The sequence below is a fragment of the Nocardia sp. CA-151230 genome, from assembly GCF_050942175.1.
Lineage (GTDB): Bacteria > Actinomycetota > Actinomycetes > Mycobacteriales > Mycobacteriaceae > Nocardia.
In genome coordinates this window covers 5394499-5408487 of the sequence record NZ_CP192061.1, presented here as the reverse complement: position 1 = coordinate 5408487, position 13989 = coordinate 5394499, and the positions used below count along the sequence as shown (strand labels likewise).

Annotated in this window: 14 protein-coding genes, 1 pseudogene and 1 riboswitch; of the genes and pseudogenes, 9 read left to right on the top strand and 6 right to left on the bottom strand. The window is 69.1% G+C overall.

Annotated elements, in window-relative coordinates:
• Positions 1 to 76: 76 nt before the first annotated feature.
• Positions 77 to 499, bottom strand: coding sequence for a PPOX class F420-dependent oxidoreductase (locus ACQP1O_RS25690; RefSeq protein ID WP_433561022.1), 423 nt, complete (start codon positions 497 to 499; stop codon positions 77 to 79).
• Positions 500 to 566: 67 nt separating this feature from the next.
• Here ACQP1O_RS25690 and ACQP1O_RS25685 point away from each other — a divergent pair, with 67 nt between their 5' ends.
• Entirely contained in the window at positions 567 to 1328 is a 762-nt protein-coding gene (locus ACQP1O_RS25685; protein ID WP_379426801.1) for an SDR family NAD(P)-dependent oxidoreductase, read from the top strand.
• Positions 1325 to 2569, top strand: a complete 1245-nt coding sequence (cbiE, locus tag ACQP1O_RS25680; RefSeq protein ID WP_433561021.1) for a precorrin-6y C5,15-methyltransferase (decarboxylating) subunit CbiE — start codon at positions 1325 to 1327, stop codon at positions 2567 to 2569. The genes ACQP1O_RS25685 and cbiE overlap by 4 nt, the downstream gene beginning before the upstream one ends.
• On the opposite strand, the gene ACQP1O_RS25675 is transcribed toward cbiE, so the two are convergent.
• Complete coding sequence (locus ACQP1O_RS25675) at positions 2566 to 3090, bottom strand: hypothetical protein (RefSeq protein ID WP_433561020.1); 525 nt, start codon at positions 3088 to 3090, stop codon at positions 2566 to 2568. The genes cbiE and ACQP1O_RS25675 overlap by 4 nt on opposite strands.
• 493 nt (positions 3091 to 3583) lie before the next feature.
• Between ACQP1O_RS25675 and ACQP1O_RS25670 the strand changes: the two genes are divergently transcribed.
• On the top strand, positions 3584 to 4471 hold the full coding sequence (locus tag ACQP1O_RS25670; RefSeq protein ID WP_433561019.1) for an alpha/beta fold hydrolase: 888 nt from the start codon (positions 3584 to 3586) through the stop codon (positions 4469 to 4471).
• A 105-nt stretch (positions 4472 to 4576) separates the two neighbouring features.
• Here ACQP1O_RS25670 and crcB read toward each other — a convergent pair whose 3' ends face one another.
• Together crcB and ACQP1O_RS25660 are read right to left on the bottom strand one after the other, a co-directional pair.
• A complete protein-coding gene (gene crcB / locus ACQP1O_RS25665; RefSeq protein WP_433561018.1) occupies positions 4577 to 4936 on the bottom strand; it encodes a fluoride efflux transporter CrcB in 360 nt (119 codons plus the stop codon).
• Positions 4933 to 5451: a fluoride efflux transporter FluC gene (locus tag ACQP1O_RS25660; RefSeq protein WP_433561017.1), complete on the bottom strand. Its 519-nt coding sequence runs from the start codon at positions 5449 to 5451 to the stop codon at positions 4933 to 4935. Before ACQP1O_RS25660 ends, crcB begins: the two co-directional genes overlap by 4 nt.
• Before the next feature lie 389 nt (positions 5452 to 5840).
• Positions 5841 to 6010: riboswitch (M-box (ykoK) riboswitch) on the top strand.
• A 232-nt stretch (positions 6011 to 6242) separates the two neighbouring features.
• Between ACQP1O_RS25660 and ACQP1O_RS25655 the strand changes: the two genes are divergently transcribed.
• Both ACQP1O_RS25655 and ACQP1O_RS25650 read left to right on the top strand, forming a co-directional pair.
• Entirely contained in the window at positions 6243 to 6428 is a 186-nt protein-coding gene (locus tag ACQP1O_RS25655) for a hypothetical protein (RefSeq protein WP_433561016.1), read from the top strand.
• A gap of 90 nt (positions 6429 to 6518) precedes the next feature.
• A complete protein-coding gene (locus ACQP1O_RS25650; RefSeq protein ID WP_433561015.1) occupies positions 6519 to 7304 on the top strand; it encodes a COG4705 family protein in 786 nt (261 codons plus the stop codon).
• A 69-nt stretch (positions 7305 to 7373) separates the two neighbouring features.
• Here the strand turns inward: ACQP1O_RS25650 and ACQP1O_RS25645 are convergent, their stop codons facing one another.
• The gene (locus ACQP1O_RS25645; RefSeq protein WP_433561014.1) at positions 7374 to 7997 is read right to left on the bottom strand and encodes a carbonic anhydrase; all 624 of its coding nucleotides are present in this window, start codon (positions 7995 to 7997) and stop codon (positions 7374 to 7376) included.
• A 316-nt stretch (positions 7998 to 8313) separates the two neighbouring features.
• On the opposite strand from ACQP1O_RS25645, the gene ACQP1O_RS25640 reads away from it, so the two are divergent.
• From ACQP1O_RS25640 to ACQP1O_RS25630, 3 genes are all read left to right on the top strand, one after another.
• The gene (locus ACQP1O_RS25640) at positions 8314 to 9372 is read left to right on the top strand and encodes a polyprenyl synthetase family protein (protein WP_433561013.1); all 1059 of its coding nucleotides are present in this window, start codon (positions 8314 to 8316) and stop codon (positions 9370 to 9372) included.
• 143 nt (positions 9373 to 9515) lie between these two features.
• Positions 9516 to 10745: a cytochrome P450 gene (locus ACQP1O_RS25635; protein WP_433561012.1), complete on the top strand. Its 1230-nt coding sequence runs from the start codon at positions 9516 to 9518 to the stop codon at positions 10743 to 10745.
• A gap of 10 nt (positions 10746 to 10755) precedes the next feature.
• Complete coding sequence (locus ACQP1O_RS25630) at positions 10756 to 11985, top strand: cytochrome P450 family protein (RefSeq protein ID WP_433561011.1); 1230 nt, start codon at positions 10756 to 10758, stop codon at positions 11983 to 11985.
• Positions 11986 to 12387: 402 nt separating this feature from the next.
• Here ACQP1O_RS25630 and ACQP1O_RS25625 read toward each other — a convergent pair.
• Positions 12388 to 12741 (bottom strand): annotated as a pseudogene (locus tag ACQP1O_RS25625) (alpha/beta fold hydrolase); the annotation flags it as partial.
• Positions 12742 to 13076: 335 nt separating this feature from the next.
• Here ACQP1O_RS25625 and ACQP1O_RS25620 point away from each other — a divergent pair.
• Positions 13077 to 13949 carry an alpha/beta fold hydrolase gene (locus ACQP1O_RS25620; RefSeq protein ID WP_433561010.1) on the top strand — a complete coding sequence of 291 codons (873 nt, stop codon included), beginning with the start codon at positions 13077 to 13079 and terminating at the stop codon, positions 13947 to 13949.
• Positions 13950 to 13989 lie beyond the last annotated feature (40 nt).

The following is a 13989-nucleotide window of genomic DNA, read 5'->3' as shown; positions in this document are numbered from 1 at the left end:
TCTCTGGTGCGCACTCGAGAGATTGGACGTGCCGTGTGCCGCAAAGTAATCGGTCGCGCACCAACCGGGATCGGCGTCAGCGCCCGGCGGCGTCGCCCTTGAACACGCTGCTGGCCATCACGCGCCGCACATCGATGGCGATCACGACGCGGGTCGGGTTCTCGCGCGGCTGCCGGTAGCGCCCGGCGTAGCGCTCGACCGCGTCGGCCACCGAATCCGGGTCGTCGAGCACGGTGGCGGGACCCTCGAGGGTGATCCAGCGCGGGCCGTCGACCTGGCTCACCGCCGCGTAGCCCGAGCGCCGCACATTGTTGACCTTGACCGACCCGTCATTGGTGATGATGCGCGCGATGCCGGCCTCGGGATCCCAGGTGAACCCGACCGCGACCACATGCGGGGTGCCGTCGGTGCGCAGCGTGGAGAGGGTGGCGAGGTGGCGTTCGGTGACGAAGTCGGCGGCGGCGGGCGACAGTTCCGGGCGTGCGGCGGTGCTGGTCATGATCCGACGCTAGCAATCCGGGCTCGGGAGCACCGGACAGCGGTGCCCGGGTGGCAAACTGTGGGCCATGGGTTTCGGATCGCGGGACGTCGACAAGGGCGTCGTGCTGGTGCTCGGCGGGCGCAGTGAGATCGGGCTGGAGGTGGCGCGACGGCTGTCGCCCGGCCGGGTGGTGATTCTGGCGGCGCGCCGCAGTGACCAGCTACAGGAACAGACGAAGGAATTGCTGATCGCCGAGGCGGCGGCGGTGCACTGCGTCGAGTTCGACGCCGACGACATGGCGTCGCACCAGCCGCTGCTGGAGAAGATCATCGCCGAGCACGGGCGTATCGGCGTGGCGGTGGTGGCGTTCGGGATTCTCGGGGATCAGGCTCGGGCCGAGGAGGATCCGGCGCACGCGGTCGAGATCGTGCTGACCGATTTCGTCGCCCAGGTGAGCGTGCTCACCAGTCTGGCGAATCTGCTGCGCGAGCAGGGCGACGGTCAGATCGTGGTGTTCAGTTCCATCGCGGGTGTGCGGGTGCGGCGCGGGAACTATGTATACGGCTCGGCGAAGACCGGTCTGGACGGGTTCGCGTCCGGGTTGCAGATGGCGTTGCACGGCAGCGGAGTTCACCTGCTCATGGTGCGATCCGGATTCGTCATCGGGCGGATGACGGCCGGGATGGAGCCCGCGCCGCTGTCGAGCACACCCGATCAGGTGGCCGATGCGGTGGTCGCGGGGCTGTATCGGCGGGTGCGGGATGTGGCGGTGCCGCGGCGGATTCGGCTGCTGTTCGTGGCCATGCGGTACGTGCCGTACTCGGTGTGGCGCCGGATGCCGCGATGACCGGAACCTCACGCCCGTTGGTGCCGATTCCGGTGATCGGGATCGGTGCTGACGGCTGGGACGGCCTGGGCGGCGCGGCGCGGCGCGAGATCGCCGCGTGTGAGGTATTGCTGGGCTCCGCACGGCAATTGGTGCTGATCCCCGCGGATGCGGCGCGGGCGGAGCGAGTGCCGTGGCCCTCGCCGCTGGTGCCCGCGCTGCCGGGGCTGCTGGAACGGTACGCGGGGCGGCGGCTCGGTGTGCTGGCCAGCGGCGACCCTATGTTCTTCGGTATCGGCGTGACCCTGACGAAACTGCTCGGGGCGCAGGCCCTGCGGGTGCTGCCGCAGCCGTCGTCGGCGTCGCTGGCGTGCGCGCGGCTGGGCTGGGCGCTCAACGAGACACCGGTGGTGAGCGCGGTCGGGCGGCCCGTGGAGACGGTGCTCCCGGAACTGTCCGGCGGGCGCCGGGTGCTGGTGCTGAGCTCCGACCAGCACACTCCGGCGCAGGTCGCGGAGCTGCTGGCGCGCAATGGCTTCGGCGGGTCGGCGCTCACGGTGCTGGAACAGCTCGGCGGGCCGGACGAGCGGATCGTGCGCGGCACCGCCGCGAAGTGGGACCACCCGGCCGGAGATGCGCTGAACGTCGTGGCCATCGACGGTGTCGCCAACCGGGTTTCGCCGCGCCTGACACGGATGCCGGGCCTGCCCGACGAGGTGTACGGCGGGGATGGTCAGCTCACCAAGGCCGAGGTGCGGGTGCTCACGCTCGCGGCGCTGGCGCCCGCGCCGGGTGAGCTGCTGTGGGATGTCGGGGGCGGTTCGGGCACCATTGCCATCGAGTGGTGCCGCACGAACCCGGCCTGCCGCGCCGTCGCCTTCGAGCGAATGGAGAGCCGCCGCAAGCAGATTGTGGCCAACGCCACGGCTCTGGGTGTTCCGGGGGTCGAGGTGCGTGGCGCGGCCCCGGAGTCGTTCGCGGAGCTGCCCGCGCCGGACGCATTGTTCATCGGCGGCGGGCTCACCCAGGAAGACATGTTCGACGCCTGCTGGGAGCGGCTGCGCCCGGGGGGCAGGCTGGTCGCGAGCGCGGTGACGGCCGAATCCGATGTGCTGCTCCTGCGCCTGGCCGAGCGGCACGGCGGTGCGTTGCGCCGTTTCCAGGTGTATCGGGCCGAGCCGCTGGGCGGCTTCACCGCCTGGCGGCCACAGCTGCCGGTGACCCAGTGGTCGGTCGTGAAACCCCGTGCGGCAGAGGGCTAGTCGATCGGTGGCAGGGCGATCGGGCCGGGTTCGAACACGGTCACCAGCACGATGAGGTTGCCGTAGGGCGCGTTCCCGTTGGCGAGGCGGTGCGCGGCCCGGGCGAGAGCGGTGCGCCACCCGTACTTGGCCTCGATCTCGGCCTGCACCCGGGGCACGAAGGTGCCCGTGCGGAGCAGGCGGGCGGTGCCCTGGAGCTGGCGGGAACCGAGTGTGGGATTGCCGCGCCAGTCGCCGGGCTGCACCAGCACCCGGCCGTCCTCGGCGAGTTGCTCGGCTTCGGCGGAGAACGACGAGGTCCGGAAGGCGAGACCGTTGTCACCGACGGGGACCACGAGCCGCGGCACGGTGATCAGCCGGCGCGGGCCGGTGGTCCGGGTCACCAGCACCGTTTTCGCCTGCTGCCAGACGGCGGCCGGGCCGGAGATTTCGCCGCGCGCCGGTATCGGGGCGGGCGCCGCCGCCGCGGGGCGGGCGAACTGGGTGCGCGCGGCCGCCGGGTCGATCATCATGTCGGTCATCGCCTTCGATCCTTCCGTGCCGAATTCCACTGCCGGGCTCGGTGTCGGGCGCGGAGCGAGGCAGTGCAACGGCACCACACAGCGTTTGCCATGTATTCGCTTATTGTGCGGCGACCATCTCACCGTGGGTCGGTCCGGCACGGTGGCGCAAGAGCGACGCACGGGGCGGCCCATGGAGTTTCACCACATGGCACTCGTGGGCCACCCTGCCCCAACACTTCTCGACCACGTCGAGCCCGTCCCCTTCGATAGTCCAGGCGTTCCGCGGATCTGGCAACAACAGTGGTCAGACGTGGTGAATCCGTAGCGGAGAGGTCGCTGGGGGCCGGAGGTCGTCGCCGCGGTGCCGGATTTCGCGTTCCGTCAGCAGCAGGCGGAACCGCGGGTGATCCCGGTCGTCCTTCTCGAACCCAGGTGAGGCCGCCGCGACCCGGCAGGTGTGGAACACGGTTGCTCGACCTGCCGAGGCCGGGTTTGGCCTAGGCTGCTGCGGGTGAGTGCCGCTGCGTCGCGAACGATTGCTTTGCCGCACTGCCGGGTGAGTTACGCCGAGTACGGCGCGGGAGACGGAATACCGGTCCTGTACTGCCATGGCGCACCCGGAACACATTTGGAGGGTGAGGCTTTCGATGCGGCCGGGGTGGCTGCGGGAATTCGCGTCGTCGCGGTCGACCGGCCCGGAATGGCGGAATCGTCGCTGCCCGCCGGGGAGCGGGTGGCGGACTGGGTCGGCACAGTGGCCGCGCTGGCGGATCGGCTGGGGCTGGGGCGATTCGGGGTCATCGGGGTGAGCGGCGGCGGGCCCTTCGCGCTGGCCGTCGCGGCCGGGCTGCCCGGCCGGGTGACGGGTGTGGCGCTCATTTCCGCGCCCGCGCCGCTCGGTGAACAGGCCGACGCCGCGGACCTCGATCCGGTGGCGCGCCGGCGCCGGCGCGGGCTGAATGTCCTGCGGCGGGCCCCCTTTCTGGTGTATCCGATGGCGATGGAGATGTCGCTGGCGATCCGCCGGCCGAAGGGGGTCGCGGGATTGGTCGCGCAGATGGCGGACGTGGATCGCGAGCGGGTCGAGGGCGATCCCGAGCTGGCCGACAAGCTGGAGGCCAATCTGCGGCGCAGTTTCGAGCAGGGCAGCCGTGGTTTCGCTACCGACATTCGCCTGGTCTTCACCCGCGAATGGGGATTCCGGCTGTCCGACGTGACGGTGCCGGTGCAGGTGTGGCACGGCGAGGCCGACGGCAATGTCCCCGCCGACGATGCCCGCCGGCTCGCCGCTGCGCTCCCGGACGCCCGGCTGCACCTCGTGCCCGGTGCGGGCCACCTGCTGTTCGTCGACCGCCCGGACGACATCCTCGCGTCCGTCGAAATCGGCAACACGCCGTGACCGGCGGGCGTCGGGCAATGGCGCAGCCGAGGTCAGAGGCCGACGAGTTCCGCAGGCGTGGACATGTCCCGCTACCCCCTGTGTCGATCGAGATGCGTTGCCGCCCTATCCCAATGCGTGGGCGGTGGTGTACCCGAGCAGCGCCGCGCCGAGCCCCGCGATGATGCTCACGGCGACATTGAGTGTGGCGTACAGATACGAGCGCTGCTCGGCGAGACGAATCGTCTCGTAGCCGAATGTGCTGTACGTGGTCAGTGCGCCACAGAATCCGGTGCCGACGAGTGCGTAGGTGGGAGACGAGACCGCGGCGCCGGTGAGCGAACCCAGGATCAGGCAGCCGGTGAGGTTGACCGTCAGTGTGCCCCAGGGGAAGACGCTGTCGTGGCGGGTCTGGATGGCGCGGTCGGTGAGATACCGTGCCGGGGCACCGGCCATCGCGCCGAGAATGACGAGCAGTGCGGTCATGCGGTGGGCTCCCGGTGTCGGGCGATCTGGTGGGTGCAGGCCGCGCGGGTGAGACGGACCGCGACCAGGGTCGCCAGCAGCGCGCACACCAGGGTGGCGGCCATGTAGGTGAATGCCGTTGCGACCGTTCCCGGTTGCAGCAGTCCGCGGGTTTCGTTGGCGTAGGTGGAGAAGGTGGTGAATCCGCCGAGGATGCCGACGCCGAGGAACGGGCGCACCAGCGGGTGGGCGGTGAGGGTCTCGGTGACGATCACCATCAGTACGCCGATGAGGAAGCAGCCGGCCACATTGGTGAGGAAGGTGGCCCACGGGAAGCCGGCGACCGGGGTGGGCCACTCCAGCGCGAGCCCGTATCGGGCCAGCGCGCCGAGCGCCCCGCCGATCGAGATCACGGCCAGGATCGCACCGTGCGATCGCGACAGTTCCTGTGGTTGCCCGGGCTGATGCAGATCGACATCAGGGTCGATCGGTTCGAAGGTCTCGATATTGTCGGTCGAATCCAGCTCACTGCTCACACACGTCTCCTACTCCAGCGCACCCCGAGGGGTCATGGTGGGTAGGGACTGTTGGCGGTCGATGGCCGCAGTTGTTCCGTGAAACCGGAGCGGCGAGCCCCACCGCCGCATCTCCGGACAGAATAGCGAGCCAACTTCGGCCACCGCTGACGATGTGGGTGAGATCACGTTCCATCCGCTGCGGCGTCCGGGGTGTGGACGTGGCGTCCCGGGTCGCCGGTGGGTGGCCGTGCCGCGCTGGAAGGAACGGGGGCTAGTCGAGTTTCGTTGCGATGGAACGGATCCGGTGGTCTCGCGGGGAGGATGGTCCAGCTGCGGGTGGTGAAATCGACGACTCCGAGCGCCGAGTGATTTGACTCGGTCACGTCCCCGGGTTCAGTATGGGCTGGTCAGCACCTCGCTAGGCGAGGCTCCTGTACGAACACAGGCCACTGATCCGACGACGTCGAGAGACGCCCAGGGTTAGGACAGGTCTCCCCGGATTAAGGGGTGATCCGAAGTGGCTTCCCGCGAGGGGATACGTCGTGCAGTGCCGAAGCTCTGACGAGAGGGGTGCCCTCAATGTCACTGGTCGTGGCATTGTTTTCCCCTCCGCCCGGTGCGACACCCGTAGATGTGGTCGACGCGCGTGCGTCCCGGCGGCAAGGAGGTGAGGGGCGAATGAGTTCCGGTGATAGTCCGTATCCCAGTCCGGTTCGAAAACCATTGTCGTTCCAGGCTTGCCGCGCATCGAGCGCTTCCTGAAGCACTCGAAATTCCGTGGCGGGCCGATCCTCCGAAGGAGTTCTCTCATGGCCGTCATCGCATTTCCGCGTACCCGTACCCCGCTGACCGTCCTGTCGGTGCTCGGCGACTCCGCGCGGCGGGTTCGCGCGCGCCACCACCTCACCAAATCCGAGCGTGCCAACCTGCGCATCGCCCGCTCCCGGGTCGCGGTCTACACCGCCTCGCTGGGCGGTCACCCCTACCACGCGTAGGTGCTCGGGGCCGCGGGCCGACGCCCGCGGCCGCGGTGGGAGGGCGGTCTTCACAGCGGTTTCTCAGCGGCCGCGCGGCACAGTGTCAACGTGACAAACCGTGTGACACTTCCCGATTCGGCCCGGTCCGGGCTGCCCATCAAGGTTCCGCAGATCACCGTGCTGTTCTGGGTGATCAAGGTGCTCTCCACCGGAATGGGAGAAACCTTCTCCGACTTCCTCGTCAAGCACCTGCCGTCGCTGCTGGCGGTCGGTGGTGCGCTGGTGCTCTTCGCCGTGAGCCTGGCCGCCCAGATCCGCGCACCCCGCTACCGCGTCCGGACCTATTGGACCGCGGTGGTCATGGTGGCCATTTTCGGCACCATGGTCGCCGACATCGTGGATTTCGTGGTCGGAATTCCGCTGGGCGTATCGACCGTGCTGTTCCTGGCCCTGCTCGCGGGCGTGCTGCTGCTCTGGTACCGCGTCGAGGGCACCCTGGACGTGCACAGTATCGATACCCGCCGGCGCGAGGGCTTCTACTGGACCACGGTCGTGGTGACCTTCGCGCTCGGCACCGTCGCGGGCGACTTCACCGCCGCGACACTGCATTTGGGCTACCTGGTGTCGTCACTGCTGTTCGCCGTCGCGATCGCGGTGCCGGCGGTGGCCTGGCGCTGGGGCGGGATCGATCCGGTGCTCGCCTTCTGGGCCGCCTACGTGGTCACCCGCCCGCTGGGCGCCTCGGTGACCGACTGGCTCGCCTCCGATCGCAGCGACGGCCTCAATCTGGGCACCGGCTGGGTCACCCTCGCCGCGGCAGTCCCTATGGTCGTGCTCATCGCGGTGCTCGCGCGCCGTCAGGACCGGGTGCGGGCGGTCGGCGGGCACCCGTGACGTCGAGAAGGGCTGCAGCGCTGGGGGTTCGGGGAACCCGCCACGGTGTCGCCCCGGCGCGCGGCGAGTCTAGGGCTGTTCGCCGATATTGCCGATGACCTGGTTGAGGTGGGCGCGGCCGTCCTCGAGCTGGTAGGTGACGCCCGCGATGGCCAAGCGGCCGGAGTCGACCGCGTGCGAGATGATCTGCGAGCGCTCCATCAGCACGCGGCTGGTCTCGGCCACGTGCCGGGCCTCGAGCTCGTCGACGGTGCTCAGGCCCTCGCGGCGGCCGAGCAGGATGGACGGGGTGACGCGTTCGACGAGGCTGCGGATGAACCCGCCGGGGACCGCCCCGCCGTCGAGCGCGTCGAGGGTGGCCTTGACGGCGCCACAGCTGTCGTGGCCGAGCACCACGATCAGCGGGACATTGAGCACCTGCACGCCGTATTCGATCGAACCCAGTACCGAGCTGTCGATGACGTGCCCGGCCGTGCGGACCACGAACATGTCGCCGAGGCCCTGGTCGAAGATGATCTCGGCGGCGACCCGGGAATCGCCGCAGCCGAACAGAATGGCGGTGGGATGCTGGCCGCCGACCAGCTCGGCGCGGTGACCGGCGCCCTGGCTGGGGTGGACCTGCGTGCCCCGCATGAAACGCTCGTTGCCTTCGCGAAGAGATTTCCAGGCGCTGATCGGATTTGAGTGAGGCATATGTCCGATTCTGCACACTGGTGATCGAGAGTGCCGACCCACCCCCGTCTGTTCGTGTTCCGGACGCTTGGTCCGATCACATGCGGGATTCGGTGGGCAGGCGAGCATCGTTTCGTCTATTGGTTTGTGCAACAAAGGAATTCGTGATTCATCGAGACCCGGTGTGTCGCCTGGCGGGGCGCTGTGCGGGTTTACCCACCTCCGTGCTATCCATTACAATCTCTTTGGTTTCAGTCCCGTTCGGCCCGGCCGGGCGCGGTGGAGTTGTTCGACGTATTCGGCGGCGGGATTGGAGACTGTGATGACGGTGTCGGCCGTGACCGATTCACCCCTCGACCATGGCGCGATTCGCGTGCGGATCGATGCCGCCCTGCACGAATTCCTCGACCGGAAGGCGGAATCGGCGGCGGCCCGCCGGCTGCCCGCGGACGTGGTGGGCGCGGTCCGCTCCTTCCTGTTCGCCCGCGGGAACCGGATCCGGTCCCTGTTCTGCGTCCTGGGCTGGTACGCGGGCGGCGGGAGCGAACTGCCGGACGCGGTGGTGCGGACCGCGGCCGCGGTCGAACTCCTGCATACCGCCACGCTGATCCACGACGACCTCCTCGACGACCGCGACACCCGCGACGGGCGGCCCACCGTGCATCGCATCGCCGCCGACCGCAGCCGGCGGGTCCGGGACGGACACGCGGCCGAACGATTCGGCGCGCGCAGCGCCATCGTCCTCGGCGACTGCGGCCTGGGCTGGGCCCAGGAGCTGCTGCACGGCGCCGGACTCACCCCGGCGCAGAGTGCGGCGGCCGCGGCGGTGCTCGACGCCCTGCGCACCGAGGTGAACTACGGCCGCTACCTGGAACTGGTCACCAGCGGCCGCCCGACCTCGGATCTGGATCAGGCGCTCGAGATCCTCCGCTATCGCACCGTGGCGTGCATGGTGGAGCGGCCCCTGCACGTCGGCGCTGCGCTGGCCGACGCGGACCCGGACGTGATGGGGGCGCTGACCGCCTACGCCTGCGCGCTGGGCGAGGCCGCGCGGCTGCAGGACGAGCTGCGCAACGTCTTCCACGACGTCGATCCGGTCGGCCACGCCGGCCTGCAGGATCTGCGCGAGGGCAGGCACACCGTCCTGCTCGCCCTGGCCCTGCGCCATGCCACCCCCGAGCGCCGCGATCACCTGACCGGGCTTGTGGGCAATGCGCGCCTGGACGAGTCCGGCGCCGCGCTCTGCCGCGACATCCTGTCCGTCACGGCACGTTTCGAGGTGGAGCGGATGATCGGGCAGCGCCGGATGCTGATCGGGACCGCGCTCGGCGACAGCCGGATCCCCGAATTCGCCGTGGCGGGACTGCGCGATGCCGCCGACATGATCATCGGGTGAGGGGCGGGTAGCGGCGGTCCGACAACCGCTGCCGAGCGTCGATTCGCCGTTCTGTCTCGTTGTCGTCGCGTACACCGGTCGTTCTGTTACGGTGGCCAAGGCCGGTCCCGGGATCGGCTGGAGTACAAGAGAATTGACTGGTTATGACGCATGGCGGCTCTGCCGATGCTGCACAGGCCGCCGGTGTGGAACCGCGCGTGCCGCTCTACTCGCCCGAATTCGCGGCCGACCCGCATCGTATCTATCGTGAGCTGCGGGCGCGATACGGATCCCTGGCCCCGGTGGAGCTGGCGCCGGGAGTGCCGGCCACACTGGTGATCGGGTACCGGACCGCACTGCGAATCCTCAACGACCCGGAGCATTTTCCCGCCGATCCGCGCGTATGGCAGCGCACCGCGCCGCCGGACAGCCCCGTCATGCCGATGCTCGAATGGCGGCCCAATGCGCTGCGCAGCAGTGGATCCGATCACCGGCGGTACCGGACGGCCAATGTGGCCGCACTCGATGCGGTGGATCCGCACGCGCTGCACGCCACCGTGGAACGGGTCGCGGTACCGCTGATCAATGCGTTCTGCTCGGACGGGAGCGCGGATCTGGTGTCGCAGTACGCGTTTCCGCTCGCGTTCCACATGATCAACGCACTGCTGGGCTGCCCGCCGGCCATCGGGCAGCGCATCGCGGCCGGTCAGGCGGCGATCTGGGAGGGCGTCGACGCCGAGGCCGGGAACCAGATGATCACCTCGGCCGTGCTGGAGCTGGTCGTGCTCAAACGCGCCCAGCCCGGCGACGATGTCGTGTCGCGGCTGGTCGCGCACCCGGCGGAGCTCACCGACGAGGAGATGATCCACCAGATCGTCACCCTCTACGGTGCGGGCATCGAACCCGAGCAGAACCTCATCGTCAACACCCTGCGGCTCATGCTCACCGACAGCCGGTTCGCGGGAAACCTGCTGGGCGGCAGCCTGTCCACCCGCGGCGCCCTCGACGAGGTGCTGTTCACCGACCCGCCCGGCGCCAACTACTGCATCAGCTATCCGAGGCATCCGATTCTCGTCGATGGCGTGTGGCTGCCCGCGCACCAGCCCGTGGTGGTGAGCATGGCGGCCTGCAACAACGATCCCGCGGTCGGCGCGCGCGAATTCACCGACAACCGCGCGCATCTCGCGTGGAGCGTCGGACCGCACGCCTGCCCGGCCCGGTCACCGGCCTACCTCATCGCCCAGGATGCCATCGACCAGCTGCTCGACGCGCTGCCGGAACTGCGGCTCGCCGTGCCCGATGCCGAATTGATCTGGCGGCCGGGGCCTTTCCATCGCGCGCTGAGCGCGCTCCCCGTCGTTTTCCCGCCGGCCCTGCCCATGCACGTGAACTGAGGAGAACACCATGACCGCCGAACCCATCACCCTCGACCCCACCGGTGTCGACACCCAGGGCGAGATCGACCGGCTCCGCGAGCGCGGGCCCGCCACCCTGGTGGTGCTGCCCGGTGGGGTGCGCGCATGGTCGGTCACCGATACCCGCCTGCTCGAGCTGCTGCTCACCGACGCCCGCGTGTCCAAGGACGCCCGTCAGCACTGGCCCGCATTCATCAACGGCGAGGTGCAGCCCGACTGGCCGCTGTTCGCGTGGGTGGCGGTGAACAATATGTTCACCGCCTACGGCGCCGACCACCGGCGACTGCGCAAGCTCGTCGCGCCCGCCTTCACCGCGCGCCGCAGCGCCGCCCTGCAACCGCAGATCGAGGCCATCACCGCGGAACTGCTCGACACGCTGGCCGCGCTGCCCGCCGGCGAGGTGGTCGATCTGCGCGAGGCGTTCTGCTACCGGCTGCCCATCCGTGTCATCTCCGAGTTGATGGGCGTCCCGGACGAAATGCTGCCCGGCCTGCGGGTCTGTGCCGACGCGCTGTTCGACACCACCCTCGGCGCGGAGGAAGCAGCGGCCAACTACTTCGAGCTCTACCGCCTGCTCGGCGAACTCGTCGCCCGCAAGCGCGCAGAGCCCGGCGACGACCTGACCAGCGCGCTCATCGCCGCCCGCGACGCCGAGGACGGTTCGCGACTGGCCGAGCAGGAACTGGTCGACACCCTGCTACTGGTCATCAGCGCCGGCCACGAGACCACCATCAATCTGCTCGACCAGGCCATCACCGCCGCCCTCGGCCACCCCGATCAGCTGAAGGCGCTGCGCGCCGGGGAGGTCGCCTGGCCCGAACTGGTCGAGGAGTCACTGCGTTTCGAGACCGCTACCGTGCACGCCCCGCTGCGGTTCGCTGTCGAGGATATCGACTACGAGGACGTCCACATCGCCAAGGGCGACCCCATCATCGTCTGCTACGCCGCCCCCGGCCGTGACGTGAAGGTGCACGGCGACACCGCCACCGAGTTCGACCTCACCCGGGAGAACAAGAGCCACATGGCTTTCGGTCACGGCGTCCACCACTGCCTCGGCGCGCCGCTGGCGCGCCTGGAGGCGAATATCGCGCTCCCGCAGCTGTTCCACCGCTTCCCGGACCTGCGCCTGGCCGTCCCGGTGGACGAACTCCCCGCGCTGCCCAGCTTCATCTCCAACGGCCACGCCTCGCTGCCCGTCCATCTCACCGCGACCGACTGACCTAGTAGTACGTGACCAGCCGTCGGCCAGCGTTGTCCGACTGGCGATCATGCCGATGTCGGCTCCCCGGACACCGTCGCCCGCAAGATCGCCACCAGCCTGCGCACCCTCGACGCCACCCGCTTCGACCTCAAATTCAACATGGCCCCGATGCGCCAGGCGCTGGTCCTGCGCAGCATCGACCCCCACGGCACCAAGGCCATCCCGCAGGTCCGCGAACTCCTCACCGACTGAACGGCTTTCCGCTGGCTACCAGCCAATGCGGAAGGCCCCTCTCCTCATTGGTGATCATCGGTCGGGAACCACGGGGTCGCGTGGTCGGACAACGGGGCCCGTCAGCTCAACTCGTCCGCGATCGTTTCGGCTGTCGCGAGAAAATTGGCGACCGCACGGGTGTGCGTCTCATCCCGCCAGGCGATCGACCACGGATAGTAGGGCTGGATTTCGAGGGGCCGGTGAAAGGGTAGACCGTCGTCGGCGTATCTCATTGCGTAACTGGCGAACTCGAACAGATTGGGCGGGGTCGATGGCGACTCCGGCGACACCGCGGTTCTCTCCCCGGAGCTTCTCGGTGATCAAGCCACCAAAGGAGTGCCCGATGATGATCGGCGGTGCGCTCAATTTTTGGATCACCGCGCGGAAGTGGGCGGAGGCCGGCTCGCCCGCAAAGACCCTGAGGCCGTGGCCGATACCTCGATGGACGTCAAGTAGCGGCAGTCCAGGCAAGAAATAGCAACAGCGACAACCGTTTCCGCGATGCCCTGGGAACTTGGCCCACGGGCTTTGCTGCGGGTCTTCGAACGATCAGGGCCTCTTCGATGTCGGCGAACACGGTTCGGGCACCGCCGGTGGCGAGCTCGACACGTGGGAAGAATGCCGCCGCCCCGGGCATCTCGACGGCTCGCGCCGGCCGTGTCGTAGTCGGGCAGGTGCAGGTCGATCAGCAGGTAGGCCGGAGTGGCGGTCGATCAGATCGGCGTACGCCCGGGTATCGCCAGGAGCCCACCAGGGCCGATCCCTGGTGCGACCACGTGGCCGGCGGACGACATTCAGTGATGGCAGAAGAACATCACAGTGCAAGGAGCAGGACGATGACCACCACCACCCAGACCCGCGAGGTCGCCCAGCTCACCGCGCCGATTCTTTCGGTCGAGGCGGCCAACGGGGTCCGGTACGCCTACCGCCGGTTCGGCAACGCGGCGGCCGGCCGGCCGACGCTGGTGTTCCTGCAGCATTTCCGCGGCAACCTCGACAACTGGGACCCGATCCTGGTCGACATGCTCGCCGGTCACCGTGAGGTGATCCTGCTCGACAACGCCGGCGTCGGTGCCTCCTCGGGGGTGGTTCCGGTGACCGTCACCCAGATGGCCCGCGACGCGATCGCCTTCCTGGACGCGCTGTCGCTGGATCGCGTCGATCTGCTCGGCTTCTCGCTCGGTGGCATGGTCGCCCAGGAGATTGCGCTGCTGCGGCCGACCATGGTCCGGCGGATCGTGTTGGCCGGCACCGGCCCGCGCGGCGGCCGGCAGATGCACGGCTGGACCTTCGACATCGCGCGGGTGGCGAACTCGGCGGACAACGGTCTGGAGGATCTGCTGCACATCTTCTTCGGTGTCACCGAGACCAGCAGGGCGCTCGGCATCGAGTACGTGCAGCGGATCTTCAGCCGCACCGTGAACGCCGACGATCCGAACGGTCCCGAGGTCGCGCGTGCCCAGTATGACGCGATCGTCGAGTGGGGGATCCCGGAGCCGAGCAGGCTGGCGCGGCTCGCCGGGATCACCCAGCCGACGCTGGTGGCCAACGGTGACAACGATCTGATGATCCCGACGGTGAACTCCCAGCTGCTCGTCGACCACCTGCCGAACGCGCGCCTGCGGATCTTCCCCGACGCCGCGCACGGGTTCCTGTTCCAGTACCCGCGGCAGTTCGCGGGTCTCGTCGGAGAGTTCCTCGCCGGTTAGGTCCGGTGGGCCGGCTCAGGCTCCGGAATCAGTTCGGTTG